Below are 26,209 nucleotides of genomic sequence, written 5' to 3' on the forward strand. Positions count from 1 at the left end.
TGTTAATAAAATACAAGAAAACCTCAATGTAGAGTGCCTGTAGGTGGGCTAAAATGCGTAAATTGGCACGTTAGATTTTTGAACCAAAATAATAGATATTTATGGCTGAAGGAGAAAAGTTAATTCCTATCAATATTGAAGATGAGATGAAGTCGGCTTACATTGATTATTCAATGTCGGTCATTGTGTCACGTGCCCTGCCAGACGTGCGTGACGGATTAAAACCGGTACACCGCCGGGTATTATATGGAATGTACGAGCTTGGAGTTCTTTCCAACAGGGCTCATAAAAAATCTGCAAGAATTGTAGGGGAAGTTTTAGGTAAGTTTCACCCTCACGGAGATTCTTCCGTTTATGACACTATGGTGCGTATGGCCCAGGAGTGGAGTTTACGTTATATGCTCGTTGACGGCCAGGGTAACTTTGGTTCTATTGATGGGGACAGTCCTGCAGCAATGCGTTACACCGAGGCCAGAATGCGCAAGATCAGTGAAGATATGTTGGCAGATATCGATAAGGAAACAGTCGATATGCAGCTTAACTTCGATGATACTATTCATGAACCTACTGTATTACCAACGCGTATTCCTAACCTTCTCGTCAACGGGGCAAGTGGGATCGCAGTAGGTATGGCTACGAATATGCCGCCTCACAACCTTTCCGAAGTTATTGACGGAGTTGTAGCTTATATCGACAACCACGACATAGAAATAGATGAACTTATTGAACATGTAAAAGCTCCCGATTTTCCTACCGGAGGTATCATTTACGGTTATGACGGAGTTCGTGAAGCCTTCAAAACTGGCCGCGGAAGGATTGTAATGAGAGCAAAGGCACAGACTGAAGAAGTGGCCGGAAAAGAAGCTATAGTTGTTACTGAAATTCCTTACCAGGTCAACAAAGCCGAAATGATCAAGAAAACCGCCGATCTTGTTAATGAGAAGAAGATCGAAGGTATTTCTCTTATCAGGGATGAATCTGACCGTAATGGAATGCGCATCGTGTATATTCTTAAAAGAGATGCTATTCCAAATATCGTATTGAATTTATTGTACAAGCACACTGCGCTGCAAAGTTCTTTTAGTGTCAATAATATTGCACTTGTAAATGGTCGTCCTCAAATGCTGAATTTGAAGGATATGATCTACCACTTTGTAGAGCATCGTCATGAGGTGGTGGTTCGCCGAACCGAATATGAGCTAAGAAAAGCTGAAGAACGTGCACATATTTTAGAAGGACTTATCATTGCTTCAGATAATATTGATGAGGTCATTGCACTGATAAGAGCTTCCGGCAATGCTGATGAAGCCCGCGTGAAGTTGATCGAACGCTTCGAGCTTTCTGAAATACAGGCCAAGGCAATTGTAGAAATGCGATTAAGACAACTTACAGGTCTTGAGCAGGATAAACTACGTGCCGAGTTTGAAGAGATCATGAAGACCATCGAAGATCTTAAAGATATTCTTGCACGCAAGGAGAGAAGAATGCAGGTGATCAAAGATGAGATGCTTGAGATCAAAGAGAAATACGGTGATGAAAGACGCTCCACAATTGAATATTCGGGTGGCGATCTCAGTATGGAAGATATGATCCCAGATGAGCAGGTAGTGATCACTATTTCACATGCCGGTTATATTAAGAGAACATCTCTTACAGAATATAAAACCCAGAACAGGGGAGGAGTAGGCCAAAAAGGATCTACAACAAGGAACGAAGATTTCCTTGAGAACCTCTTTATCGGTACCAACCACCAGTATATGTTATTCTTTACTGAAAAAGGTAAGTGTTTCTGGATGAGAGTGTTCGAGATACCGGAAGGAAGTAAAACTTCAAAAGGAAGAGCGATCCAGAACCTGATAAATCTGGAGCCGGATGATAAGCTTAAAGCCTTTATATGTACCAAGGACCTTAAGGACGAGGAGTACATCAACAGTCACTATGTCATGATGGCTACCAAGAAAGGTCAGGTCAAGAAGACTTCGTTGGAGCAGTACTCCAGACCAAGAACCAATGGAATTAATGCAATCACCATTCGCGAGGGGGATGAACTACTGGAAGCAAGGTTGACAACTGGTGAAAGCCAGGTAATGCTTGCACTAAAAAGCGGAAAAGCAATTCGTTTCGACGAAAGCAAGACCCGTCCTATGGGTAGAAATGCTTCCGGGGTGAGAGGTATTACTTTAGCAGATGACAAGGACGAAGTGGTAGGAATGATCACCATAGAAAATCCTATGGAAGAAACTGTGCTTGTAGTTTCTGAGAATGGATATGGAAAACGTACCTATATTGATGACCCCGAAGATGGGGAACCAATCTACAGGATCACCAACCGTGGAGGTAAAGGTGTGAAAACCATATCTATTACATCTAAAACAGGAAGTTTAGTTTCTATAAAAAGTGTGACCGATCTTGATGACCTTATGATCATCAATAAATCTGGTCTTGCAATTAGAACATCTGTTTCTAATTTACGTGTAATGGGACGTGCAACTCAAGGGGTGAGGTTGATAAACCTAAAGAATAATGACTCTATTGCTGCTGTGGCGAAAGTGATCAATGAAGAAGAGGATGTAGAGGACGTGGCAGGAGATGCAACCCCCGAGATCACTGATCAAAACCAGGATGGCACAACTATTGCAAACGATAGTGAGGAATAATTTTAATCAAAACCACAAAAGATGAAAACCAGAATTTTAACGGCAGCATTAGCTATGTTTTCTGTCGTATCATTTGCTCAAAAGAAGGAAATAAAACGAGCCGGAAAAGCGGTTGATAAAGGAGAATATCAGGAGGCTAAGAATTACCTTCAGCAAGCAGAAGCAAAATTGGCTAACGCCGATGAAGATGAAAAGGCCGACTACTACCTTTATAAGGGATATGCATTGGTAGGAACCGGAGAAAACGTACCAACCGCCGATCTTATGGCTGCGGCCGAGGCTATGAAAAAAGCCAAGGAGCTGGGGCATGATGAAGTTCAGCAGGGAATGGACGCTGTGAGTAATGCACTTGTTAATTCGGCAATTGCAGACCAGAATGCACAAAAATTTGGTGAAGCTTCTCAAAAACTGGAAGCCAGTTATAGAATGAACAACAGGGATACTGTTTATCTTTACTATGCAGCTTCAAACGCAGTAAATTCTCAGAATTATGATGAAGCTCTAAGATATTACACCGAGCTTCAGGATCTTGGTTTTACCGGGGAGGAGACTCTTTACCTTGCTGTGAATAAGGAAACAGGTGAGGAAGAGAGAATGGCTTCAAAAGAGCAGAGAGATCTTTTTGTAAAGTCAGGTTCTTACACTAATCCACGAGATGAAAAGGCTGAATCCAAAGAAGGGGAAATCGCCAAGAACATTGCTTTGATCTACATCGAAAAAGGTGAGAATGAGAAGGCAGTTGCTGCAATGGAGAGAGCTAAAGAAGCAAACCCAAACGATGCCAGCCTAATGCAGGCTGAGGCCGACATGTACTACCGTATGGGAGACATGAACAAGTATCGTGAAATTCTTGAAGAAGTTGTAAGGCAAAATCCTAATGATGCTACCTTGTATTATAACATGGGAGTAAGCTCTGCTCAACTTGGTGAGAACGATCGTGCAATAGAGTACTATAAGAAAGCTATTGAGCTTGATCCTGAAATGCACAATGCAAGAATCAATATCGCCTTTGTAATTCTTTCTAAAGAGGCACCTCTTGTAGAGGAAATGAACAAGCTTGGAATGAGCAAAGCAGATCAAAAGAAGTATGATGAACTTGCAGAAGAGCGTCAGGGAATCTATAGAGAAGCCTTACCACACCTTGAAAAAGTGATGGTTAACGATCCCGACAATGTTGAAGCTGCAAGAACGATGATGAACATCTACTACCAGTTGAACAACACTGCCAAGGCAGAGGAAATGAAAGAAAAAGTAGCTCAACTTGAAGCTAATGCTTCAGCTACTCCTAAGCAGTAAAGATTAGGAAATTGAAAATAAATTTAAGCCCGCTCATTTGAGCGGGCTTTTTTTATATCACTTTTTTGATAACTCTTAACTGGTGAGTATGACGCCTGAGTTCAGAATTGTAAATGCCGGAATGATCAATCCGGTCTAAACGGACCTTCCCGTCGGCATGCAGAATGTAATTGTCTCTCATCATTATTCCCACATGGTTTATTACTCCGTCGGGACCATCAAAGAATGCCAGGTCGCCGGGTTCACTTTCTTCAATAAAGCTCAGAGATTCTCCCTGCCGGGCCTGCTCTGCAGCATTTCTTGCCAGTTTATAGCCGTTGAGCTTATAAACCATTTGTGTAAAGCCACTGGCATCGATGCCCATTGGTGTTTTTCCACCCCACATATACGGAGCATTAAGGTAGAGGAAAGCAGTTTCAATGAGTTTTTCCTTTGGCTGATTTCCTCTTGCGGTAGTTCCTGAATGCTTATGAGCCAGGAGGGCTACTCCCTGTATTTCTGAACCCAGTGGAATTGGGATAAGTTGTTCTCCCGCTGTCACGAATTCCATAAGATCTGCAGCAAGTACTGATTGGCTCATTTGCAGATTCTCATATTCTGATTCAGAGATCTTGAAGATCTGGTTATTTTCTACCCATGCTTCCAGGGCATCAAATGAAGTCCGGATCCTGGACCATTTTGCTCTTGCCTCGAGGATCTTATAGGATTCGCCATAGAGCAACTGGCTTACCATTTCTGCGGTATGTGCAGGTTCTGCTCTTAATGGGACAACTCCCATGTTACAAATGGCATATTGCATTTAAAAAGGGGCTTACAAACCAGGTTTTATGGACGTTCTATGATCATTGCAGAAGCTCCTCCGCCACCGTTACAAACCGCAGCTGCACCTATCTTCCCGTTATTTTGTTTAAGTACATTGAGCAAAGTCACAATAATACGTGCGCCTGAACATCCCAGCGGGTGTCCAAGAGAAACGGCACCTCCGTTCACGTTGACATTCCTGTCCTCAAGACCCAATATCTTCATGTTTACCAATCCTACTACAGAAAAGGCTTCGTTAAACTCGAAGTAATCTACTTTGTCAATAGAAAGTCCGGCTTTATCCAAAGCTTTAGGCAAGGCCCTGGCAGGAGCTGTGGTGAACCAAATAGGTTCTGTGGCAGCATCTGCAAAGCTCTTAATGCTGGCAAGAACTTCAAGTCCAAGTTCGTCGGCCTTTTCACGGCTCATTAAAACCAGGGCTGCAGCACCGTCGTTGATTGTAGAGGCATTTGCTGCAGTTACAGTACCATCCTTGCTGAAAGCGGGACGTAAAGAGGCTATTTTATCCATCTTTACGTTCTTGTATTCTTCATCTTCCTTTACAACAACAGGATCTCCTTTTCTCTGAGGCACCTCTACAGGTACTACTTCGTCATTGAATCTTCCTTCTTCCCAGGCTTTTCTGGATCTTTCATAAGACTGAACAGCAAATTTATCCTGTTCTTCCCTGGAATAGTTGTGCTCTTTTGCACAATGATCTGCAGCGACTCCCATGGCATTGTGATCATAGGCATCTACAAGACCGTCCTTTTGCATACCGTCTTCCATTTGAGCCGGTCCGAATTTTTGTCCGTTTCTAAGGTGTAAGTAATGAGGGATAAGACTCATATTTTCCATACCCCCGGCTACAACAATGTTGGCATCCCCAAGAGCAATAGCCTGTGCTGCCTGCATGACAGCCTTCATTCCACTCGCACATACCTTGTTTACAGTGGTACAGGGAACACTTGTCGGGATTCCTGCACCCAGGGCCGCCTGTCTTGCAGGAGCCTGTCCTACACCGGCCTGTACCACATTTCCCATGAGAACTTCATCTACCATTTCGGGTTTGAGATCAATTTTATCAAGAGCTCCTTTTATTGCTATTGATCCCAGCCTGGTAGCGGGAACAGACGATAAGCTGCCCAAGAAACTTCCTATTGGAGTTCTTACTGCGCTTACTATAACTACTTCCTTATTCATGGTTTTGCGGATTTAAATTTCACTTTCGCGAATTTAATCATTTTATGAGGAAGAAACCAACGACTTCTCGACAGCCGGCTTTTTTTAGTACTTTTGAAAAGAATAGTCCCTGTATGAAATCTTTTATCAACAGCCTTTATAAAAATCAGGATCTCTTTTATAAGGTTTTTTTATTTCTCCTTACCACTTTTATAATAGTCTATTTGTTCCCTAAAGGAGGTAAGTTCAAGTATGAAATCCCTAAAGGAAAGCCCTGGCAATATGAAAACCTTTATGCCCCCTTTGATTTTGCCATTTTAAAGACCCCTGAAGAACTGGCTGCCGAAAAAGAGGAGATCAATAAGACTCACGTTCCATATTATGATTATAATCCGGAGGTTGTTCAGGATGTGGAAGCAGCTCTTGAGGAGCAATATGTCAGCATTTTTCCCGATACGCTTTCCCGCAGGGACAACAACAGGCTCAAAGCTTTTATAGCAGATACATTTGAGGAGATCTATGACGCCGGAGTGCTTCAGGAGATAGTACCGCTAAGCCCCGATCAACTGGTATATCTTAGAGAAGGAAATGAGGTGACAGAGGTAACCTATAAAAGTATTCTGAAACAGAATCAGCTGCGCGATTTTCTCAATCGCAGAATTGATCAGGCGCAGCTTCAAAATTACAGGGAAGAACTTATCAGTCTTTTTTTTGATACTGTAAAAACGAACGTTACCTATAATGAGGCCTTGACCCAAAGCGATCTGGAAAGCAAATACAACCAGATCTCCTACACCCGCGGGAATGTGGAAAGAGGTACTATCATTGTCGCCAAAGGAGAGGTAGTGGAGGGAGATAAACTCCAGATCCTCAATTCTCTCAAAGCCGAATATGAATCTCAGGTTTGGAGTGAGGCCAATTATAACTGGGTCATAGTAGGTTATGCATTACTCGTCTTCCTGGCCCTGTTAATGCTAATGCTCTTTATAAGGAAGTACAGGTATGACATTTTTCAGAACAATATAAAGGTGACCTTTATTTTCTTTAATGTCACTCTTATGGTGCTGCTCACAGTGCTTGTAATAAGATTTAATGTTGAATACGTTTACGTTGTACCGCTGTGTATCCTTCCGCTTACCATAAAAGGATTCTTTGATTCCCGGTTGGGTCTTTTTACCCATGTGATCACTGTCTTGCTGCTCGGGTTCATTGTGCCGGATAGCTATGAATATATGTTCCTGCAGATCATCGCCGGTATTGTTACCATCCTCACGGTTTCAGAACTCTATAAAAGAGCAAATTTGTTTATCACTGTTGGGCAAATAACTCTTGTTTATATAGTATCTTATTTTGCTTTTACCGTGATCCAGGAAGGATCGATTTACGAAGTGGAACCCGAAATATTTCTCATGTTCCTCCTGGGTGGACTGGCAACTCTTTTCGTACAGCCACTTATTTATGCTTACGAAAAGATCTTTGGTCTAATTTCCGACATGTCCCTGCTGGAACTTTCGGATACCAATACCAAGCTTCTTAAAGAGCTTTCAGATAAAGCCCCCGGTACTTTTCACCATTCTCTCAATGTGGCCAACCTGGCCGAGGCCGCAGCAAATGAGATTGGTGCGAATGCAATGCTGGTAAGGGTGGGAGCTCTTTATCACGACATTGGAAAAATGAGGAATCCTACCTATTTCACCGAAAACCAGACCACCTCTGTCAACTCTCACGACGAACTCTCACCAAAAGAAAGCGCAGATATAATTATCGAGCATGTAATTAACGGAATAGAAATAGCCAAGAAACGGAACCTGCCCGATCGAGTTATCGACTTTATACGCACCCACCATGGTACCACCACGGTTTACTATTTTCTCAAAAAAGCCATGGAAAATGACAGCGATGTCAATGAAGATGATTTTCGCTATCCCGGGCCCATGCCTTTTAGCAAGGAAACAGCTATTCTTATGATGTGTGATAGTGTGGAGGCGGCGAGCAGGAGTATAAAAGAACCTACCGCCAAAACAATTGATGAATTTGTCGAAAAGATCATCAGCAAACAAATGGAGGATGGGCAATTCCTCAATTCCAACATTACTTTTATGGAAATTCAGCAGGTCAAAAAGATCCTGAAGCGCAAGCTAAAGAACATTTATCACCTTAGGATCGAATATCCCGAATAGTGCTAGTGCACCTTAACTATGTCCACTTTTCCATCTCTGAAATTAAAGGAATCTCCGGCTTTTTTACCTTCCATTTCCTTGTAAATAGGAGCATCTGTTGAAATAGCATAGACCTTACTTCCGCTTTCCATATCTACTTCCCCTAAAGGGACAGAAACAAAATAGTAGCCATTTTCGGTTTCTACAACACTACCCGCTCGCACCACTTCACTTCGATGTTCAATATCAAGATTTGCCAGTGTTTCTTTCATGCTGCGCACCCTGTCAAGATAGGTGGCATTCTTTTCATACTCAGTAAGCATTTCTCCTTTATTACCGTACTCATCAAAGTCTGGATGGAATTTATGCTGCTCATTCTGGCCGCTGATGGTATCCATTTTTTCATTGTACTGGTCAATTCTATCGTTGACCATATCAAGACATTTGTTGAATAATTCTTCTTTGTTAATGCTCATTTTTTTTGCGTTTTCCTTAAAATTAGCCAACGCAGGATTCATAAAAGAACAATTAGCAAAAGTTTAATAAATACGAGGTTTTAACGCTGAATCAGACCGCCGGAAGGGAGTCCAGAAGCTGAATATTGCTCTGCAGTCTTTCCTTTACCAGGTTCATCATTCTTTTGTTCAAAGCCGAAGAATTCGTGATATAGTAAGTGTACTCTTCAATGGTGAACTGGCCAATGACCATTCCTTTAAGGCTGTTGCGGAATTTAATATCCTTCTGAATAGAATTTTCTATATAGGCCATTCTTTTTTCGATGCTCATTTCGTAGAAAACATTCTTATGTTTTTGCACGTAGTTCCTGAAGGCTTCCAGTAAAAGATCATTTTGAAGAAGTATTACAGGGCGTAGCGTTCGGTTTTGGAACTGCTCATCGGGAAGGGTCGAAGCATTGACTGTAGCAGATTCTATTTGCGGCCGTAAATCGAGGAGGAATTGATCGCGATCTTTCATAACGGGGGTTTTATTTAAATATACAAAAAGAAAGATCAATTCAGCTTTAGGTGTTCAGGACTTATAAACGTCTTGTGAACAACCTTACTTCAGTTAAAATCCTTTTAATAATTTCACCTGCTTATGAGTTCTTTTTACCTTTAAAAAAAGCCAATTTTATGATTGTTTCCAAAAATCCCTATTCCGGAGAGACCCTTCAGGAACATAGGGAATCATCCTCTGAAGATATTGACCAGGCCCTCGAAAAAGCAACAGCCGTTTTTAAGGAATGGAGAACCACGTCGTTTTCTTTTAGATCTCAACTTATGCTAAAAGCTGCGGAAGAGCTTCAAAAGAACAAGCAGGAATATGCCACAGTCATAACCCGGGAAATGGGTAAGCCTATACAGCAATCTATTGCTGAAGTAGAAAAGTGTGCATGGGTTTGTGAATACTATGCAGAAAATGCAGAGGAACATTTAGCTTCTGAAGAGATCAAAACAGATGCAGGAAAAAGCTATGTCAACTATGCTCCACTTGGGGTGGTCATGGCCATCATGCCCTGGAATTACCCTTTTTGGCAGGTATTCCGCTTTGCTGCTCCTGCGTTGATGGCAGGGAACGTTGGGGTTTTAAAGCATGCGAGCAACGTGATGATGTGCGGAAAAAACCTGGAAAAGGTTTTCATAAGAGCCGGCTTTCCTGAAGGTTGTTTTCAGAACCTGGTCATTGGTAGTAAAAAGGTTGAGGAGGTAGTAAAGGACGACAGAGTCAAGGCAGTTACTCTTACCGGAAGTGAGGGAGCAGGAAGCGCGGTAGCTGCAACAGCCGGTAAGGAAATCAAAAAATCTGTTCTGGAGTTGGGGGGAAGCAATGCTTTGGTGGTTTTCGATGATGCAGATATGGAAGAGACAGTAAAAACCTGCGTGCAGGCCCGGTTCCAAAATACAGGACAAAGTTGTATTGCCGGAAAAAGGCTATTGTTGCACCAAAACATTGCAGAAGAGTTCACTCAAAAATTTGTTGACAAAGTGAGGGAATTGAAATCTGGAGATCCTATGGATGAAAAAACATTTATAGGAGTGCAGGCACGCGAAGACCTGGCCGAGGATCTCGAGAAACAGGTGAAAAAATCGGTGGAAATGGGAGCTAAGATCTTAATAGGAGCGGAGCGAAAAAAGGCATTTTACGCACCTACTGTATTAGCCGACGTGACGCCGGAAATGCCCATGTTCAGGGAGGAAACCTTTGGGCCTGCTATTGGAATTACAACTTTTAGGTCCTATGATGAGGCCATTGAACTCATCAATGGTACCAAGTTCGGTCTCGGGGTTTCTCTGTTTACTAAAGATGCACAAAAAGCTCAAAAATTGATCCCACGAATAGAAGACGGAGCTGTTTTCGTGAACGAACTGGTAAAAAGCGACCCTCGGCTACCGTTCGGTGGTACAAAGAGATCGGGTTACGGAAGGGAATTGTCTAAGTTCGGCATCAGGGAATTTGTAAATATTCAGACAGTGTATTTTAAGTAGAGCATTTATGGCGAAACAAAATATTTCAGTAACTACAGATTGTGTGATATTTTTCGAAAATGAGAATAAGCCTAAAATATTACTGGTAAAGCGAAAAAAAGATCCTTATAAAGATCAATGGGCGCTACCCGGTGGCTTTCTGGAAGAGGATGAGCCACTGGAAGCAGGGGCAAAAAGAGAGCTGCAGGAAGAAACAGGTTTACGGGTAGAGAGGCTGGAACAATTACACACTTTTGGCACTCCGGGAAGAGATCCACGGGGCAGGACCATTAGCATTACCTATTGGGGAAAGGTGGACAGGCAGGAAGAGGTTAAGGGCAATGACGATGCAGCAGAAGCCTCCTGGTTTGAACTGAACGATTTGCCGGAGCTTGCTTTTGATCATTCAGAAATTATTCAGCTGGCTCAAAAAGTGTATTTTTCGAAACATCCTTAGAAAATAAATTTTATGAGATTTCATACCCGAAAATGGATTAAACCCCAGGACCTTAATCCAAACAGGACCTTATTTGGTGGCCGACTATTAGAATGGATCGATGAAGAAGCTGCTCTCTATGCTATCATTCAGCTGGAGAATCCCAGAACGGTGACCAAGTACATTAGCGAAATAGATTTTAAAAGCTCGGCAAAGGAAGGGGATATTGTGGAGATTGGAATGGATGTAGTGAAATTTGGAACCGCCTCTATTACCCTGCGCTGCGAAGTGCGGAATAAAATGACCCGGGAAGTCATCATTAGTATTGAGAAGATCGTGATGGTGTCTCTGGATGAAAATGGAAAGGCAAAGCCCCATGGAAAAACTCAAATAGAATTTGTAAAGGACCGGCTTAAGGATTGATTATTCCTTACCTTCAGCTTTTTCTTTCTTGTCCTTTTTGTCCTCTTTTTCTATCTGTTTTTCTGCTTCCTTCAACTCTTTTTCACTGGCAGGTTTAGCAGTCTGGACTGCTCTTACACCCGGCTCCAGGCTTAATTTTGCATAAAGAGGAAAGTGATCGGATTCTACGTCATCCCCCACTTCCATGGTTACCAGGCGGAATTCATCTGAAACAAATAAATGGTCCAGGGGCCATCTCATTAACCAGCTGTTAGCATTATAGGTGTTATAGAAGCCTCTCCCAATACGCGGATCCAGGAGCCCGCTTACATCCTTGAAGAGTTGGGTAGTCTCAGACCAGGCCACATCATTGAAATCTCCGGCAACTACTACAGGTAATTTGGATTCTTTTGCCATTTTAGCAACTATCATCATTTGAGCATCCCTGTCTGTTGAAGACGCGTCGTGTGGAGGCATGGGAGGTGTGGGGTGTATAACGTGTAGTTGAACAAGCTCTCTTGAGGGCATCACCAGCTTTGCGTGCATGGATGGAATACTATCTTCTAATAAAAACTTTATTTTAGGATTAAGTAGTTCCAACTTCGAGTACACCAGCATTCCGTAAGTGTTATCGAGCGGCATTTCCATCCGGTAATTGTAGTCATACTTTTTGAGCCGCTCTCGGAGTTCGTTTTGCCATACCGTATTTGTTTCAGTAAAAATGAGAAGATCGGGATCATATTTAAAGATCTCCCCAACCACCTTATCATACTCCTCATTCTTCTGCAACACATTCGTGGCAAGTATGCTCAACCCTTGCTGTGGATTGGCAGCAGTATGATACCTCACTTCAATCTCTGCAAAAGGAGTATAAGGGTAGATCTTTGAGAGCTGGAGGAGAAAACACACAGCCAGAACAATAACAAAGGTATAGTCTCTCCAGTTACGCAGGTCGAACCTAAAGAAATATACCAACAATGCTACAAGGGTGAGAACGGTGAGCTGTACGTGGGGAAAATCGAACATTCTAATCCACCAGTAATCGGCAGCCACAAATGGGAAAAGTGAGAGAATTACAGCAATGATCCCAAATGCCTGAAGAAATCCTTTAAGTTTCATTTAATTTACCTCAAATTGATCGTCTAAATTAGGCTTTTCAGGATTAACAGGAGCCACAGATTACAATTTTGCTTTTCCCTCGGTCCTTTGAGATTATCTTCCAAAAAAGTCATTTTTTGAACCTCTTTGTTCAATTCAATTGTAGTGGCTTAAGAGCTTTTATGATGTCGTCACCCGAGGGGGATTCGAACAGTTGCAGGTCAAAATAGGGAACTGCGGCTATGAGGTGATCAAATATATCTGCAGTTATAGCTTCGTAGAATTCCCACCGTTTGTCTGCGCTAAAGCAGTAGATTTCGATAGGAATACCTTGTGTGGTTGGAGCGAGATGGCGTACCATCATGGTCATTTCCTGGTGGATCTTTGGGTGAGATTTCAAATAGGAAAGTGCATACTGCCGGAAGACCCCCAGGTTGGTTTGATGTCTCCCATTGATAAGGTGTTTTTTATTTATTCCTAATTTCTGGTTATAGGTATTGATTTCTTCCTGCCGTTCCTTGATGTAAGGCGCAATTAAACCGAATTCTTCAAATTTCTCAATATCCTCATCATTGACAAACCTAATAGAATTCTGCTTGATATTGAGGGAACGCTTTATACGTCTCCCCGGAGATTCCTGCATTCCGCGCCAGTTGTGGAATGAATCTGAAATAAGATTATAGGTGGGAATAGTGGTGTAAGTGTTGTCCCAATTCTGAACTCTTACTGTCGCCAGATTGATTTCAGTTACAAACCCGTCGGCTCCATATTTGCTGAAGGTGATCCAGTCACCTATGCGTACGATGTCATTTACTGAAACCTGAATGGAGGCTACAAAGCCCAGGATCGTATCTTTAAAGATCAACAGTATAACTGCTGAAGCTGCTCCCAGGGTAAACAGAAATCCAACAATAGACCTTCCTGTAATTTCTGAAAAAATGAACATGAAACCTATTGCCCAGAAGACGATCATCAAAACCTGGGTATAGCTCTCGATTGGTTTATCGTGATAGCGCTCATGCCTCTTCATATACTCGGTAGTAGTACGCAGAAGGCTTCGGCAGATGAATACTATAAGAACAATAATGTAGATATCTACCAGCTTTTCAAAAATATTGAGCAGTTTGGGGTAATCCTCAAATACTACCGGAATGGTAAGGATGAGAAGGAGTAGCGGCAGAATATTGCTTACGTAACGTGGAAAATTACTTTTGACCAGGTAATCGTCAAAAGTAGTTTTTGTTTTATTAGTAAAGTTTTGAAACGAAGTGAGAACAAGCTTCTTAGTGATGTAGTGAATGACATACCACAGTACAGAGACCACGGCAATGTTGATGAGCATGTTGAGGAAATGGGCAAGATCCACGTCCATTCCCTGCTCAATGAAATAATTAGCTAAATAACCTCCCAGATCCCTTATCTGTTCTCTCATGGTCTAGAGATATTTTTTCTCTACATAAAATGGTCCTAAAGGCAAAACCGAACTTAAACATACAATAGCCAAAGTTTTGGTTTTCCATTTTAAAGGTTTGAATAAGTAAAAAGCTCCGAATATATAAGCTACAAACAACCAGCCATGAGCCATACCTACAATTCGTACCATTTCGGGCGCGTCCCAGATGTATTTTAACGGCATTGCGATCAGTAATAGTACGAGGAAAGATATTCCCTCAAAAATGCTGATCCATCTAAAGATTTTTACCTGTAATTCCAGTGACATATTCTTCTTTTTTCTGGGTGCAAATATACTTCAAAAGCAACCAAATACAGGTGGGATTACCATGAAATTTTGCTAGAAATATAATCCCTAATTCAGCTTAAATGATGAGTATGAGTACTATACCTTAAGCAAGTAATCATCTGCCATAAATTGCGGTAAACTCCCTTTTTACTCAATGTTAATTTCTTAAATTGCGGAAGATTCAGAAAAAAAGAAAATGAGCAAGAAAATACTGGTCACAGGCGGCCTGGGATATATTGGATCTCATACCGTGGTGGCACTTCAGGAGAAGGGTTTCGAGGTAGTAATTATTGATAATCTTTCTAACTCTTCTATAGAGGTATTGGGTGGGATCACAAAAATTACCCGTATCTCTCCACAATTTGAAAATTTTGATCTCAGGGATAAACAGGCTGTAAAGCAATTTTTCGAGAAATATCCCGAAATTGAAGGAGTGATCCATTTTGCGGCATCAAAGGCAGTGGGTGAGAGTGTTGAGAATCCTTTATTATACTACGAGAACAACCTGAATACGCTTATTTATTTACTGCAACAGTTGAAGGAGAAAGAAGCTCCAAAGTTCATTTTTAGCTCTTCCTGTACGGTATACGGACAGGCAGATGAATTGCCAATTACCGAAAATGCCCCGGTTAAAAAAGCAGAATCTCCCTATGGAAATACAAAACAGATAGGGGAAGAGATCATTTTTGACACCTGTAAAGTAGTACCCAATTTAAAAGCTATCTCTCTTCGGTATTTTAATCCAATTGGAGCACATCCTTCTGCCAATATTGGGGAATTGCCAATAGGTACTCCGCAGAACCTGGTGCCATTCATTACCCAGACAGCTGCAGGCAAAAGAGAAAAGTTATCGGTTTGGGGTAATGATTATCCCACTCCCGATGGTACCTGTATAAGAGATTATATTCATGTAATGGATCTTGCTAGGGCTCACGTGGTAGCTCTTGAACGATTGCTTGACAATGAGCAGTCCGGTAATTATGAAGTATTCAATCTTGGTACCGGAGAAGGTAATTCGGTTCTTGAAGCGATAAAAGCTTTTGAAAAAGTTTCAGGCAAAGAGCTTCCATATAGTTTTGCCGATCGAAGGGAAGGGGATGTCATAGCTGCTTATGCCGATACTACTAAAGCTAACGAAGTACTTAAGTGGAAGGCCGAGTACAACATTGAAGATGCTTTAGAAAGTGCATGGAAGTGGCAACAAAAGCTTGAAGAAAAGACAGAGGAAGAATAAATAAAAAACTGTCTAAAATATAAGCTTAAAGGCTAATTCAAACTTAGTGGATACCTTCTCGGAGAGAAGGTCGATGCTTCCAATTTCTCACCTTGGAAACATTGAGGGGATTTACATTTTAGACAGTTTTTACTTCTACTAGTTCACTATAAACGCATGGATCACTCCAGGCAACCAACCAATTAATGTAAGGATTATGCTTATCAACAGTGTGGTTCCTACTCCGTGGTTTAGATATACGGCTAAAGGTGGTAATAGGATATTCAAAATGATAGTCAGCATGTTTCTTTTTTTAGTGGTTATACAACCAAATTAATGATAAATTCTCAATTTTTTATATTGATATATTTGCTTTAGCTTCAATTTAACATGCAGATTATTAATCTCTTAAGAGCTTTGTAATTTGAGGCAAGAACGGGCGCGGCTTTGGGATATCTTTGACGTTCCCAAAGGCTGTTAATGATTATACCTTATCTTCGCAAAAAATTTGATGATGACATTTAAAGAGTTGGGAGTATCTGAAGACCTGATCAAAGGCTTAAAAGAAATGGGGATAATCAATCCCACAAAGATCCAGGAGGCGGCCATTCCCGTGCTAACGGAAGGAGGTGTTGACTTTGTAGGTCAGGCCCAGACAGGTACCGGAAAAACTGCGGCTTTTGGTCTTCCTATTCTCGCACAAATTGATCCTGCGAAAGACGAAGTGCAGGCTTTGATCCTTGCTCCAACCAGAGAGCTTGGACAGCAAATAGCAAAACAGCTTTTTAAATTCACAAAATACACCGACAAGGTATTTACAGAAGCAGTTTATGGTGGAGAAAAGATCGACATACAGATCGCCCGACTCAACAGGCCAACCCAGATCATTGTGGCTACTCCGGGTAGATTGATCGACCTAATGAAGCGTAAAGCTGTGGATATTAGAAGTATAAAAACCCTGGTGCTCGATGAGGCAGATGAAATGTTGAGCATGGGCTTCAAACAGGATCTAACAAACATTCTTGAAGCTACTGCTTCCAAAGAAAGGAATGTCTGGTTGTTCTCTGCCACCATTCCGCAGGAACTTAATGAGATCATTAATAAGTATGTCAACAAAGGAGCCCGACGGGTTAGTATAGATAAACAGGACGCAGTAAATACCGGGATCCAGCATCAGTTCGTTTCAGGAGATGACAACAGTAAACTAGATACCCTCGCCTACTTCCTGAAGAGTCAGGGAAAGAAACGTGGTATTATTTTTACGAAAACCAAGACAGCTGCACGAACTTTGGCCAAGCAGCTCATCGCCAAGAATCACGAAGTAGGCCTGTTGGAAGGGGATATGCTCCAAAAGGATCGCGATAAAGTGATGAGAGCTTTTAAGAGTAAGAAGCTGCGACTTCTGGTTTCTACAGATGTTGCTGCCAGAGGTATCGATGTGGCCAATTTAGCTTTTGTAGTTCACTACCAGTTACCAGACCAAACAGAGTACTACACTCACAGGAGTGGCCGTACAGCAAGAGCGGGTAATACAGGATTGTCTCTTGCTCTTGTCAACCAGTATGAGTTGAAAAAGCTTCGTCAAATTGAAAGGGAACTAAATATTAGGTTCAGCCAGATCCGTTGATCTTTTACAGGAGATCACAGGATTCTTCATCAAGTTCGGTTTCGATTGTATAGTGGTCGAACCTGTACTCCTGCAGTACATTCTTTACAGAACGCTTTACATCCAGCAACTGCTGGAAGTGGGTAATGTTCTTTAGCTTAATATGAGTGGTGAAAACGTGGTCTGTCCCTTCAAGGGACCATAAATGGGTGTGATGAAGGGAGGTAATTTCAGGAATGGCCTTTAATTTTTGCTCAATCTCCTCGAGATTGATTTCCTTAGGAACTCCCTGTAAAAATATGAACAGGGTTTCGTTAAGGCGCTTAAAAACATTGTACAGAATGTAAAGGGTGATCAACAGGGATAGTGCGGGATCAAGGTAAGGAGTGCTGTAAAAATGCAGTACGATAGCGACAATTAATACTGCCACCCAGCCAAGTACATCCTCAATGAGGTGCCAGGACACTACTTTTTCGTTTATTGAAGTTCCTTTTGATAGCTTCCATGCTGCAAAGCCATTTACGGCTACTCCAACAAGAGCGAATATGAGCATTCCCCCGGCATCAGAATATTCAGGTTCAACAAGCCGGCTAATGGCTTCGCTGATCACATATACCGAACCCGCCAAAAGAACCAGGCTATTGATCAAAGCCCCGAGCAGGGAAAATCTTTTGTAACCAAAACTGAATTTATAATTTCTGCCTTTTCGGGATTTATTCTGCAGGTACCATGAAGTGCCCAGAGATAATGTATCTCCCAGGTCGTGAACTGCATCTGAAATTATTGCGACACTATTGACATAAAATCCGCCGATGATCTCGAAAACGGTAAAGGCAGCATTGAGGAAAAAAGCAAGTTTAAGGTTGTTACTTGTTCCGTGGTGATGATGGTGATCATGGCCCATAAAAAATCCCATATTTAAGGTCTCTCAAAAATACGGGATTTCTTACTATTTGTAGTAGTTACTACAAATTATACGATCTTGAATATGACCAGGGCGTATCCATAGAACCTGATAAACCTTAAAAGTCCGAAAAGTAAATAGTATCTGAATCTGTAATTAATGATTCCGGCTGCTACACTTGTAATTGAAAAGGGAATTGGTAAAAGAGCACCTACAACAATTAAAAATCCACCCCATTTTTGGGTGTTCTTAATGTGTTTGGCCATCTTAGTCTCCATAGCATCATGTACAGCAGGGATCTTTGTAATTGCTTTTCCCATCCAGTATGAAATAATTCCACCAAGGTAGGATGCAAGGGCGAGCAGGCTTAAATAACCTACCGGCATGGCAGATTTACCTGCCCAGGCTATAAAAAGTTCGGGTGGAACAATTCCGAGGAAAATGGATTCCGAAGCAAGAAAAACAGCAAGAATACCAAAAGGAGAATAAGTCTCAGTTACAGTTACCAGAATGCTGTTGATATTGATTACATACTCGTTAATGGCAACGATAGCTGCAATAAAAAGAACAATGGGCAAGATGGCCTTTTTGACACTCTTACCTACAAATTTGTAAAATCCTGTGTAGTTATAATATTGGTGAAGTAATTTCCAGCGGGGTTTTTTATTCAAGACAACCTCATTTTTCTTTTTCATATTCTTTTCCTTCATTAAAAGCTTGCAATAATATATTCAATTATTGAGCCACTCCAGCAAAACAAAAGGTTAATTCTCTTCGGCGTAGGCAATAAGGCTGTTGCTATACTCTCTTAATTCGAGAGCATTGATCTTGTTCTTGGCTTCTGCCATTAGTGAAAGAAGATAATCAAGACTTTCTGCAGGATCGAAATCGTTGTTTTCTTCTGTTTCTTCTTCAAATCCCTCAACAGGCTCATCTTCAGGAATTGGAATATCAAAGGTTTGGTAAGTTTCGATGTGCTCATATGTGAGCCTTATTACCTTTGCGAGTAAAGGACTTTTTTCCTCTACGGCATATGGCCTTAACTCCTTCAAATCTTCTACTATGGTATTAGTGATAATGCCATTACGCATTAGATCGCGTTGTATTTTATTCAGAAGTTTTTGTGCCTTAGGATTTTCCAATGTGTTGAATGTTTTTTAAAAGATTAAACCAAAACTTCCTGAAAAGCCTCACATTTAGCTCTTTTTGGAAGGTGGGCAAAGATAATTGATTCTCTCTGTAATTTGTGTTAGTAATTTTAAAGATTTTCTCTACGGAAGTTAAAATTTTTCTGAAGACATCTGCTTCCGAAGAATTAACAATATCTTAAAAGGTTTCGATCGTCAATTGCATCACATAATTGGTAGCTTTAAATCTTAAAAATTATTACCAATGAAGAATTTAGAGAATAAAGTAGCCTTTGTTACCGGCGGAAGCAAAGGAATTGGATATGGGGTGGCAGCTGCCCTCTCTTCTATGGGAGTCAGGGTTGGGATCACCAGCAGGCATCGCAATGAGGCTGAAAAAGCGGCAAAGGAGATCACTGAAAACGGAAAAGGTGAGGTGATAGGAATCGAAGCCGATGTGCGCGATTTTGAAAGCCAGCAGGCTGCCATTAAACATTTAACCGATAAATGGGGGCAACTGGATGTGCTGGTGGCAAACGCAGGTGTCGGGCATTTTGGATCCATTGAAGAGCTTACCCCCGAACAATGGCAGCAAACTATTGACACCAATCTCACCGGCGTCTTTTACAGCTTAAAGGCAGCCATTCCCGAACTAAAGAAAAGTAAAGGTTATATTTTCACTATTTCCAGTTTGGCAGGTACAAATTTCTTTGCAGGAGGTTCTGCCTACAATGCCAGTAAATTTGGTGTGACAGGATTTACTCAGGCAGCTATGCTTGATCTGCGGAATTATGATATCAAAGTAACTACCATCATGCCGGGTTCTGTTGCCACCCATTTTAACGATCATACTCCCGGGGACGCCGATTCCTGGAAAATTCAGATCGAAGATATTGGAGAACTGGTGGTAGATCTTCTGAAAATGAATCAGCGGGCGCTGCCAAGTAAGATCGAGATCCGGCCAACAAAGCCACCTCAAAAATAATTTAATAATTAATAAATAGAGTGTCAAAAAGGAGGTTTTTAACCCTCCTTTTTTTGTGTCTTCAGGTGAACAGATTTGGCAAGATCCACAACTTTATCTGCTATACCCAACCAGGCCTCCTCCTGTAGGAAATGGCGTGATCTCAAGGTGTGGATCTCTTTTAACCCACCCACTTTTTTGATTTCCTCCCCATAGGTCTCCAGCTGTAGCGCAGGATCTTTGGCACCCCAAATGGCCTGTACCGGATAATCCTTACTCTGTATCGCTTTATAACATTCCTCCCGAAATTGAGGGGAATGATCAAAACTTCTCATGATCTTCAAAAATGCCTTTCCGTGGTCTTTTCTTTTTAGAAGGTCAACATAGGCATTGATCTCCGACAGACTGATTCGGGATGAGTTTTCCACACCCATTTGCTTGAACATAACCGGCCAGGTGAGGTGCGTGATCATTTTAAGTTCGGCTTCCCCGAGGACTTTCTTCTCAAATGGCCTCATTACAACAGGCTTTTTGAAATTCACTACATCTGCCCAGGTATTCAGAATAGTGAGTGACATAATCCTGTTCGCATGTCTTGCGGCTAGAGCAAAACCAATTGGGCCTCCCACATCGTGAACCACAAGATGGAACTTTTTTAATTTGAGTGCTTTGGCTGCTTTATAGAGAAAATCGGCCAGATTTGAGAAAGAGTAGTCAAAATCTTCAGGACGATCTGTAAGACCTAATCCGGGCATATCTATACTTACTCCTTTGTAGCCTTTTTTTTCCAGTGACCGCAGCACTTTTCGATACAAAAAGGAAGAGGTTGGCACCCCGTGCAGGCACAGGACGGTTTCTCCCCGGCCATACTTTAAGGCAAAGGTCTTTATTCCATCAACGTCAAAATAGGTGCCCGAAGCTTCATGTTCCTTTATCACCTGGGCTACAGATCTTTCTTTTTCGGCCATATAAACAGGTGGTTACTTTTGAAGTAAACGGAGCAATTCTCTTGCTGCCTTTTCAGAAGAGGCAGGATTTTGTCCGGTAATTAATTTTCCATCAACCAGAACATAAGAGCTCCAGTCTTCTCCTTTGCTATAATTTGCTCCCAATTGATTCATCTTATCTTCAACAAGGAATGGAACAACATTGGTCAAGCCTACAGCGTCTTCTTCAGAATTTGCAAATCCCGTAACGTTTTTGCCTCTAACCAGTGGTTCCTTGTGATCTTCAACATTGGCCAGTACCCCCGGAGCGTGACACACAAATGCCATGGGTTTCATTTGGCTATTGAACTTCTCTATGAGGGAAATTGATTTGAGGTCATTTGCCAGATCCCAAAGCGGACCATGGCCACCCGGATAAAATACCCCATCATAATCTGAAGCATCTGTTTCCTCAAGTTTTATAGTGTTTGCCAGCTTTTTCTTCAACTCTTCATCTTTGTCAAATCTTTTGGTGGCTTCAGTTTGAGCATCTTCTGTGGTACTTGAAGGGTCGATAGGGGGTTGCCCTCCTTTAGGAGAAGCCAGAGTAATCTCGGCACCTGCATCTGAAAGGACATAGTATGGAGCGGCAAATTCTTCAACCCAAAATCCGGTTTTTTTCCCGGTATCTCCCAGTTTATCATGAGAGGTGAGAACCATTAATATTTTCATAGTCATTTTATTTATTTAATGTTCCAAAGGCCTGTTGCTACAGGTCTTTTCGTAAAACTTAAAATTACAACCAGAAGAGGGGCTCACCAAAGTTGAGATACTAATTAAAGGTTAAATTCTCTTGAAGGGAATAATTTTTCTAACATGGAACTGCCATTACTCGTTGAAGCCGTTAACTTTGTGAGAAAATTACTTTCATTGTATTTATACCGGCAACTACTATCCTTTTATGAACTTTTAAAGACTGCCGAGTTCTCTAAAGGTCTTCGTTTTGCAGGGGCTGCCATTATTCCGCTTGGCATTACAGGTTTTCTGGAGCGTATAGACATTGGGATAGCCATGGCCGTGGGAGTATTATTGACCTCTCCCAGTGATGTTCCGGGGAGCCTGCGGCGAAGAGTCATCGGGATCGGCTTTTCAATTGTAATAGCTGTTCTCGCGACTGTAATAACCGGTTTTGCACTTATAGATCCAATTCTCTTTGTGCCTGTGTTGATCCTCCAAATTTTTCACATTTCCATGATCTCGGTATTTGGCTTTAGGGCCTCCCTTATTTCCTTTTCAGGCTTACTTGCTGTGGTTTTGAGTATGGCCCAGGTCGCTTCTGATGGTGGTATTATTGTGCACGCTTTATGGATAGGTGTGGGAGGTGTTTGGTTCCTGCTATTTACGCTTCTGCTGCATTATCTTTTTCAAAGACGTGAGACAGATGCTCTCTTAGCTGAAACTTTTGAGCTCACAGCAAGATATCTGGAAATAAAGTCTCAGCTTCTCGGTCCTGAACACCATCAGAGGGAAGAGAGGGAAAAGGAATTGTTTGAGCTCCAGACAACACTCAATGAAAAACACGAAATAATACGGGAGCTGGTGATTAATCGCAGGAAGAATTTTGGAAGGTCTGGAATGGTTAGAAAGAGGCTCCTGATATTTATGGAGCTGGTGGATATTCTGGAATTAGGCATGGCCAACCCTCTCAATTATCCTGAGATGCAGAAGCTTTTTGATGATCATGAGCGAAAGATACACCTTATTCAGGAATGGAATAAAATAATGGCTGCCCATCTCAGAGCAATTGGAGAAAGCCTGTTGCATAAAACTCATCACTTAGATAAAACAGATCTCAGCGAAAAAAGAGAGGAAGCTCTGAGGTACTTAAAAGAATATGAATTGTCTAAAGGGATAGATACTGAAAAGGATGTGCTCCCGGTTTTGATCAACTTATTTAACTTTAAAGATAAACAGCATCAAAAGGTACTATCCCTTGACAGGTTGATGAAGGAATGGGAGGGAAGTGAAGACCTGAAGCTAAGATTAAAAGATGCTACCCGGTTTTTAACTACCCCAGATTATAACTTCAAAACCTTACAGGACAATCTGGATTTCAAATCTCCCATTTTCAGGCATTCCTTGAGATTAACGGCTGTCATGGTCTTGGGATTCGCAGCAGGGGAATTCTTTTCTATGCAGAATGCCTACTGGATCCTTCTTACTACGGTTGTCATCATGCGACCCGGCTATGCTCTTACCCGCGACAGGTTTAAACAAAGGCTTTATGGCACACTCATAGGTGGGGCGGTGGCAGTTGTGCTGGTCCTTCTCATTCGAAACCCGATTTTTTACGGAATTTTGGCAGTGATCTTCCTGGTTTTAGCCCACTCCATGATCCAGAGAAATTATAAAACGGCAGCTGCTTTTATTACTTTAAATGTGGTTTTTGTCTATAGCCTCTTACGATCTGATGTGCTTGAGGTAATAGAGTACCGGGTATTGGATACGGTTATTGGTGCAGGTCTGGCTTTTCTTGGTACTAAATTCCTTTGGCCTACCTGGGAGTACTATACTATAGAGAATTTCCTTAAGAAAAGTATAGAGGCTAATGCCAACTTTTTAAAGGAAGTAGAATCGTTTTATTACAGTAAGGCCACCTTACCCGTTTCCTACAGGCTGGCCCGTAAAAAGGCATTTTTGGCTATTGGAGATCTCAATGCAGCTTTCCAAAGGATGGCACAGGAGCCGAAGACGAACAAAGTAATGTTGGAAAAATATTTCAGGCTTGTCTCGCTTAATCAGGAGTTTTTGTCGGCCACAGCTTCGCTAGGTACCTTCATAAGATCACATCCTACAACAAAGCCATCAGAACATTTTCAGAATTATATGTATAATATTCAGGCTAATCTTTCCGCTTTATCAAATGTAGAAGCAAGAATTGGTGTTGATGGTAAAAACATTAAAGAAGCTACTCTCTTTTACGAAAATCTCTATCGGGAACTTCTGGACCTGCACTCCGGGAGAGACAATGAAAAAGAAAATGTCAAGGAGAGGTTACAGGAAGTTCAGATCATAAGGGACCGACTCAAGTGGCTGCTTGAAATCACTGAAGGACTGAAACGAATAATGCTCAGGAATGAAAAAAGCCACCCTTTTGAGGTGGCCTGAAAACATACTAAAATGTAATATTTAGACAACTTACTTTTTAGTCTGTTGTCTTCCTTTTTGATCTGATTTTTGATCTTGCTTCTTAGCAGAATCCTGCTTTTGGTTCGATTTTTTTTGGTCTTGAGCCATGATAATAAGTTTTTGATTAATAACAATTTAAATTTACAACACCTTGAAAAACAACGGCTTTAAGAAGGGCATTTTTAACCTTTCTTTTATAGTTAAAGTTTTTAATACGAAATAGACTTTAAACATCGGTCTGCTTGAGATCCTATTTATTAATTTTACGAAAGAAGCTACGTGTATGGATCATTTGGAAATTATCAAACAAATTGAAGCCCAAAAGCAACATCTCAATTTAAGGTTTAAGATCAGGGAAAAAGCAGAAGCTTTTACTCAGAAATTATTTTACACCCTTTTTGATAAAGATTCTCCTGTCGAGGGAAATCTTGAAAGATTAAAAGTGGACTTTAAAGAATTGGGAGACCTGGTTTGCTGGGAGCCCGGAAAATCCTGTTCAGAGATATGGGAGGAATATTGCGCTAAACTTCCAGATCTTTTACAAAGGATCAATCTTGATGCTGTAGCTATAGCAAATAATGATCCTGCAGCTAACTCGGTTGAAGAGGTTTATCTTTCATACCCGGGATTTTTTGCTATTGCGGTTTACCGGCTTAGCCATGAGTTCTATAAAATGAACCTGCCCCTGGTTCCCCGGCTAATGACAGAATGTGCTCATAAACTGACGGGAACAGATATAAATCCCGGGGCGCGAATTGGGGATTCATTTTTTATTGATCATGCTACCGGGGTGGTGATAGGAGAAACAACCGTAATAAGGAACAATGTCAAGATTTATCAGGGGGTAACCCTGGGAGCATTATATGTGGAACGTGGCCTGCGGAATAAAAAACGACACCCTACCATTGAGGATAATGTCACAATTTACGCCAACGCCACCATTCTGGGAGGAGAAACAGTGATTGGAGCAAACAGCATCATTGGCGGGAATGCATGGCTCACGAGCTCAGTTCCGCCGAATTCTTTTGTTACGCATGACCCGGTGATCAAAATAAAAAATCTTCAAAAATGAATCAAACAGTACTAGATCTAATAGGTAACACCCCTCTGGTGAGAGCTCAAAACCTCGTAGAAAATTCGCAGGTCGAATTATATTTGAAGCTGGAAGGTCAAAATCCGGGAGGAAGTGTAAAAGACCGGCCCGCTTACAACATGATCAAAAATGCGCTGGAAAGAGGAGAGATCACCCGGGAGACAAAATTAATTGAAGCTACCAGTGGGAACACAGGTATAGCATTGGCGATGGTGGCGAGGCTGCTAAAACTCGATATTGAGCTTATAATGCCCGAAAACTCAACTGCAGAAAGGGTACAGACCATGAGGGCCTATGGTGCCAAAGTTATTCTCACAAGTGCAGAGGGTGGAATTGAAGGTTCCAGGGATTTTGCCGCTGCCAGAGTTCAAGAAGGGAATTATTTTATGCTCAATCAGTTTGGAAACGATGATAACTGGAAGGCTCACTATAATTCAACCGGCCCGGAAATATGGAAAGACACAAATAAAAAGATCACTCACTTTGTTTCTTCAATGGGTACTACAGGTACCATCATGGGCACTTCTACCTTTTTGAAAGAACAGAATCCCGATGTACAGATCGTAGGTGTACAGCCAGATGATGAGGCGCGTATTCCCGGCATCAGGAAGTGGCCACAGGAGTATTTGCCCACCATTTTTGACAGAAACAAGGTTGACAGGATCCTGGAGGTGACAGAGGCCGAAGCTCGTGCCATGACCGCAAGATTGGCCGAAGAAGAGGGGATTTTTGCAGGAATGAGTAGCGGTGGTGCAACCGCAGCTGCGGTAAGATTGTGTAATGAATTGGAAAAAGGGGTAGTGGTGAGTATAATCTGCGACAGAGGAGACCGTTATCTATCGTCAGACCTGTTTACAAAAAGATAGGGACAACCTATGACTACTTTTTTATTTCAGCTTTTGGATCTTTTAAACAAACCGATAAGTTTAAAGTTACCAAAGTCTCCAAAA

General features: G+C 41.7%; 25 protein-coding genes. 12 read left to right on the forward strand and 13 right to left on the reverse strand.

All coding sequences use genetic code 11. The features are described from left to right. The first annotated feature begins 101 nt into the window (after positions 1–101). Both gyrA and VR862_RS00325 read left to right on the forward strand, forming a co-directional pair. Entirely contained in the window at positions 102–2,657 is a 2,556-nt protein-coding gene (gyrA, locus tag VR862_RS00320) for a DNA gyrase subunit A (protein ID WP_324718938.1), read from the forward strand. Positions 2,658–2,678: 21 nt separating this feature from the next. Further along, positions 2,679–3,953: a tetratricopeptide repeat protein gene (locus VR862_RS00325; protein WP_324718939.1), complete on the forward strand. Its 1,275-nt coding sequence runs from the start codon at positions 2,679–2,681 to the stop codon at positions 3,951–3,953. A gap of 52 nt (positions 3,954–4,005) precedes the next feature. Here the strand turns inward: VR862_RS00325 and VR862_RS00330 are convergent, their stop codons facing one another. Next, on the reverse strand, positions 4,006–4,752 hold the full coding sequence (locus VR862_RS00330) for a C40 family peptidase (protein WP_324718940.1): 747 nt from the start codon (positions 4,750–4,752) through the stop codon (positions 4,006–4,008). A gap of 26 nt (positions 4,753–4,778) precedes the next feature. Beyond that, positions 4,779–5,957: an acetyl-CoA C-acyltransferase gene (locus VR862_RS00335; RefSeq protein ID WP_324718941.1), complete on the reverse strand. Its 1,179-nt coding sequence runs from the start codon at positions 5,955–5,957 to the stop codon at positions 4,779–4,781. 113 nt (positions 5,958–6,070) lie between these two features. Here VR862_RS00335 and VR862_RS00340 point away from each other — a divergent pair, with 113 nt between their 5' ends. Continuing rightward, positions 6,071–8,116, forward strand: a complete 2,046-nt coding sequence (locus VR862_RS00340; protein WP_324718942.1) for an HD family phosphohydrolase — start codon at positions 6,071–6,073, stop codon at positions 8,114–8,116. Between the two features lie 2 nt (positions 8,117–8,118). On the opposite strand, the gene VR862_RS00345 is transcribed toward VR862_RS00340, so the two are convergent. Both VR862_RS00345 and VR862_RS00350 read right to left on the reverse strand, forming a co-directional pair. Further along, positions 8,119–8,571, reverse strand: coding sequence for a transcription elongation factor (locus VR862_RS00345; protein ID WP_324718943.1), 453 nt, complete (start codon positions 8,569–8,571; stop codon positions 8,119–8,121). Positions 8,572–8,662: 91 nt separating this feature from the next. After that, positions 8,663–9,070 carry a glyoxalase gene (locus VR862_RS00350; RefSeq protein WP_324718944.1) on the reverse strand — a complete coding sequence of 136 codons (408 nt, stop codon included), beginning with the start codon at positions 9,068–9,070 and terminating at the stop codon, positions 8,663–8,665. A 158-nt stretch (positions 9,071–9,228) separates the two neighbouring features. On the opposite strand from VR862_RS00350, the gene VR862_RS00355 reads away from it, so the two are divergent. Genes VR862_RS00355 through VR862_RS00365 form a run of 3 tightly spaced genes read left to right on the forward strand, consistent with a single transcriptional unit; the run spans position 9,229 to position 11,419 of the window. After that, positions 9,229–10,581, forward strand: coding sequence for an NAD-dependent succinate-semialdehyde dehydrogenase (locus VR862_RS00355; RefSeq protein ID WP_324718945.1), 1,353 nt, complete (start codon positions 9,229–9,231; stop codon positions 10,579–10,581). A 7-nt stretch (positions 10,582–10,588) separates the two neighbouring features. After that, complete coding sequence (locus VR862_RS00360; protein WP_324718946.1) at positions 10,589–11,017, forward strand: NUDIX domain-containing protein; 429 nt, start codon at positions 10,589–10,591, stop codon at positions 11,015–11,017. Between the two features lie 12 nt (positions 11,018–11,029). Then, positions 11,030–11,419 carry an acyl-CoA thioesterase gene (locus VR862_RS00365; protein WP_324718947.1) on the forward strand — a complete coding sequence of 130 codons (390 nt, stop codon included), beginning with the start codon at positions 11,030–11,032 and terminating at the stop codon, positions 11,417–11,419. Here VR862_RS00365 and VR862_RS00370 read toward each other — a convergent pair whose 3' ends face one another. From VR862_RS00370 to VR862_RS00380, 3 genes are all read right to left on the reverse strand, one after another. After that, the gene (locus tag VR862_RS00370) at positions 11,420–12,517 is read right to left on the reverse strand and encodes an endonuclease/exonuclease/phosphatase family protein (protein ID WP_324718948.1); all 1,098 of its coding nucleotides are present in this window, start codon (positions 12,515–12,517) and stop codon (positions 11,420–11,422) included. Positions 12,518–12,647: 130 nt separating this feature from the next. Further along, positions 12,648–13,928, reverse strand: a complete 1,281-nt coding sequence (locus VR862_RS00375; protein WP_324718949.1) for a mechanosensitive ion channel family protein — start codon at positions 13,926–13,928, stop codon at positions 12,648–12,650. Between the two features lie 3 nt (positions 13,929–13,931). Next, positions 13,932–14,216 carry a DUF3817 domain-containing protein gene (locus VR862_RS00380; protein WP_324718950.1) on the reverse strand — a complete coding sequence of 95 codons (285 nt, stop codon included), beginning with the start codon at positions 14,214–14,216 and terminating at the stop codon, positions 13,932–13,934. Between the two features lie 217 nt (positions 14,217–14,433). Here VR862_RS00380 and galE point away from each other — a divergent pair, with 217 nt between their 5' ends. Then, on the forward strand, positions 14,434–15,471 hold the full coding sequence (galE, locus tag VR862_RS00385) for a UDP-glucose 4-epimerase GalE (protein ID WP_324718951.1): 1,038 nt from the start codon (positions 14,434–14,436) through the stop codon (positions 15,469–15,471). Between the two features lie 138 nt (positions 15,472–15,609). On the opposite strand, the gene VR862_RS00390 is transcribed toward galE, so the two are convergent. Beyond that, positions 15,610–15,753: a YqaE/Pmp3 family membrane protein gene (locus VR862_RS00390; protein ID WP_093112854.1), complete on the reverse strand. Its 144-nt coding sequence runs from the start codon at positions 15,751–15,753 to the stop codon at positions 15,610–15,612. 211 nt (positions 15,754–15,964) lie between these two features. On the opposite strand from VR862_RS00390, the gene VR862_RS00395 reads away from it, so the two are divergent. Next, a complete protein-coding gene (locus tag VR862_RS00395) occupies positions 15,965–17,077 on the forward strand; it encodes a DEAD/DEAH box helicase (protein WP_324719627.1) in 1,113 nt (370 codons plus the stop codon). A 4-nt stretch (positions 17,078–17,081) separates the two neighbouring features. Here VR862_RS00395 and VR862_RS00400 read toward each other — a convergent pair whose 3' ends face one another. The 3 genes from VR862_RS00400 to VR862_RS00410 form a co-directional block, all read right to left on the reverse strand. Further along, entirely contained in the window at positions 17,082–17,972 is an 891-nt protein-coding gene (locus VR862_RS00400) for a cation diffusion facilitator family transporter (RefSeq protein ID WP_324718952.1), read from the reverse strand. Between the two features lie 56 nt (positions 17,973–18,028). Further along, a complete protein-coding gene (locus VR862_RS00405; protein ID WP_324718953.1) occupies positions 18,029–18,655 on the reverse strand; it encodes a YqaA family protein in 627 nt (208 codons plus the stop codon). Between the two features lie 69 nt (positions 18,656–18,724). Further along, the gene (locus VR862_RS00410; RefSeq protein ID WP_324718954.1) at positions 18,725–19,102 is read right to left on the reverse strand and encodes a hypothetical protein; all 378 of its coding nucleotides are present in this window, start codon (positions 19,100–19,102) and stop codon (positions 18,725–18,727) included. Between the two features lie 250 nt (positions 19,103–19,352). Between VR862_RS00410 and VR862_RS00415 the strand changes: the two genes are divergently transcribed. After that, a complete protein-coding gene (locus VR862_RS00415; RefSeq protein WP_324718955.1) occupies positions 19,353–20,072 on the forward strand; it encodes an SDR family oxidoreductase in 720 nt (239 codons plus the stop codon). Positions 20,073–20,110: 38 nt separating this feature from the next. Here VR862_RS00415 and VR862_RS00420 read toward each other — a convergent pair whose 3' ends face one another. Together VR862_RS00420 and VR862_RS00425 are read right to left on the reverse strand one after the other, a co-directional pair. Further along, on the reverse strand, positions 20,111–21,019 hold the full coding sequence (locus VR862_RS00420) for an alpha/beta fold hydrolase (protein WP_324718956.1): 909 nt from the start codon (positions 21,017–21,019) through the stop codon (positions 20,111–20,113). Positions 21,020–21,031: 12 nt separating this feature from the next. Next, positions 21,032–21,709 carry a type 1 glutamine amidotransferase domain-containing protein gene (locus VR862_RS00425; RefSeq protein WP_324718957.1) on the reverse strand — a complete coding sequence of 226 codons (678 nt, stop codon included), beginning with the start codon at positions 21,707–21,709 and terminating at the stop codon, positions 21,032–21,034. A 144-nt stretch (positions 21,710–21,853) separates the two neighbouring features. Here VR862_RS00425 and VR862_RS00430 point away from each other — a divergent pair, with 144 nt between their 5' ends. The 3 genes from VR862_RS00430 (at position 21,854) to cysM (ending at position 26,125) form a co-directional block, all read left to right on the forward strand. Next, entirely contained in the window at positions 21,854–24,145 is a 2,292-nt protein-coding gene (locus VR862_RS00430) for an FUSC family protein (protein ID WP_324718958.1), read from the forward strand. 304 nt (positions 24,146–24,449) lie between these two features. Beyond that, complete coding sequence (epsC, locus tag VR862_RS00435; RefSeq protein ID WP_324718959.1) at positions 24,450–25,238, forward strand: serine O-acetyltransferase EpsC; 789 nt, start codon at positions 24,450–24,452, stop codon at positions 25,236–25,238. Next, positions 25,235–26,125: a cysteine synthase CysM gene (cysM, locus tag VR862_RS00440; RefSeq protein WP_324718960.1), complete on the forward strand. Its 891-nt coding sequence runs from the start codon at positions 25,235–25,237 to the stop codon at positions 26,123–26,125. The genes epsC and cysM overlap by 4 nt, the downstream gene beginning before the upstream one ends. Positions 26,126–26,209: the final 84 nt, after the last annotated feature.

It is taken from the genome of Salinimicrobium aquimaris (assembly GCF_035607535.1).
Lineage (GTDB): Bacteria > Bacteroidota > Bacteroidia > Flavobacteriales > Flavobacteriaceae > Salinimicrobium.

What these genes read in the sequence shown, in the direction of transcription:
- gyrA (WP_324718938.1), top strand. Translation starts at nt 102, where the DNA reads ATGGCTGAAGGAGAAAAGTTAATTCCTATCAATATTGAAGATGAGATG.
- VR862_RS00325 (WP_324718939.1), top strand. Translation starts at nt 2,679, where the DNA reads ATGAAAACCAGAATTTTAACGGCAGCATTAGCTATGTTTTCTGTCGTA.
- VR862_RS00330 (WP_324718940.1), bottom strand. Translation starts at nt 4,752, where the DNA reads ATGCAATATGCCATTTGTAACATGGGAGTTGTCCCATTAAGAGCAGAA.
- VR862_RS00335 (WP_324718941.1), bottom strand. Translation starts at nt 5,957, where the DNA reads ATGAATAAGGAAGTAGTTATAGTAAGCGCAGTAAGAACTCCAATAGGA.
- VR862_RS00340 (WP_324718942.1), top strand. Translation starts at nt 6,071, where the DNA reads ATGAAATCTTTTATCAACAGCCTTTATAAAAATCAGGATCTCTTTTAT.
- VR862_RS00345 (WP_324718943.1), bottom strand. Translation starts at nt 8,571, where the DNA reads ATGAGCATTAACAAAGAAGAATTATTCAACAAATGTCTTGATATGGTC.
- VR862_RS00350 (WP_324718944.1), bottom strand. Translation starts at nt 9,070, where the DNA reads ATGAAAGATCGCGATCAATTCCTCCTCGATTTACGGCCGCAAATAGAA.
- VR862_RS00355 (WP_324718945.1), top strand. Translation starts at nt 9,229, where the DNA reads ATGATTGTTTCCAAAAATCCCTATTCCGGAGAGACCCTTCAGGAACAT.
- VR862_RS00360 (WP_324718946.1), top strand. Translation starts at nt 10,589, where the DNA reads ATGGCGAAACAAAATATTTCAGTAACTACAGATTGTGTGATATTTTTC.
- VR862_RS00365 (WP_324718947.1), top strand. Translation starts at nt 11,030, where the DNA reads ATGAGATTTCATACCCGAAAATGGATTAAACCCCAGGACCTTAATCCA.
- VR862_RS00370 (WP_324718948.1), bottom strand. Translation starts at nt 12,517, where the DNA reads ATGAAACTTAAAGGATTTCTTCAGGCATTTGGGATCATTGCTGTAATT.
- VR862_RS00375 (WP_324718949.1), bottom strand. Translation starts at nt 13,928, where the DNA reads ATGAGAGAACAGATAAGGGATCTGGGAGGTTATTTAGCTAATTATTTC.
- VR862_RS00380 (WP_324718950.1), bottom strand. Translation starts at nt 14,216, where the DNA reads ATGTCACTGGAATTACAGGTAAAAATCTTTAGATGGATCAGCATTTTT.
- galE (WP_324718951.1), top strand. Translation starts at nt 14,434, where the DNA reads ATGAGCAAGAAAATACTGGTCACAGGCGGCCTGGGATATATTGGATCT.
- VR862_RS00390 (WP_093112854.1), bottom strand. Translation starts at nt 15,753, where the DNA reads ATGCTGACTATCATTTTGAATATCCTATTACCACCTTTAGCCGTATAT.
- VR862_RS00395 (WP_324719627.1), top strand. Translation starts at nt 15,965, where the DNA reads ATGACATTTAAAGAGTTGGGAGTATCTGAAGACCTGATCAAAGGCTTA.
- VR862_RS00400 (WP_324718952.1), bottom strand. Translation starts at nt 17,972, where the DNA reads ATGGGATTTTTTATGGGCCATGATCACCATCATCACCACGGAACAAGT.
- VR862_RS00405 (WP_324718953.1), bottom strand. Translation starts at nt 18,655, where the DNA reads ATGAAAAAGAAAAATGAGGTTGTCTTGAATAAAAAACCCCGCTGGAAA.
- VR862_RS00415 (WP_324718955.1), top strand. Translation starts at nt 19,353, where the DNA reads ATGAAGAATTTAGAGAATAAAGTAGCCTTTGTTACCGGCGGAAGCAAA.
- VR862_RS00420 (WP_324718956.1), bottom strand. Translation starts at nt 21,019, where the DNA reads ATGGCCGAAAAAGAAAGATCTGTAGCCCAGGTGATAAAGGAACATGAA.
- VR862_RS00425 (WP_324718957.1), bottom strand. Translation starts at nt 21,709, where the DNA reads ATGAAAATATTAATGGTTCTCACCTCTCATGATAAACTGGGAGATACC.
- VR862_RS00430 (WP_324718958.1), top strand. Translation starts at nt 21,854, where the DNA reads ATGGAACTGCCATTACTCGTTGAAGCCGTTAACTTTGTGAGAAAATTA.
- epsC (WP_324718959.1), top strand. Translation starts at nt 24,450, where the DNA reads ATGGATCATTTGGAAATTATCAAACAAATTGAAGCCCAAAAGCAACAT.
- cysM (WP_324718960.1), top strand. Translation starts at nt 25,235, where the DNA reads ATGAATCAAACAGTACTAGATCTAATAGGTAACACCCCTCTGGTGAGA.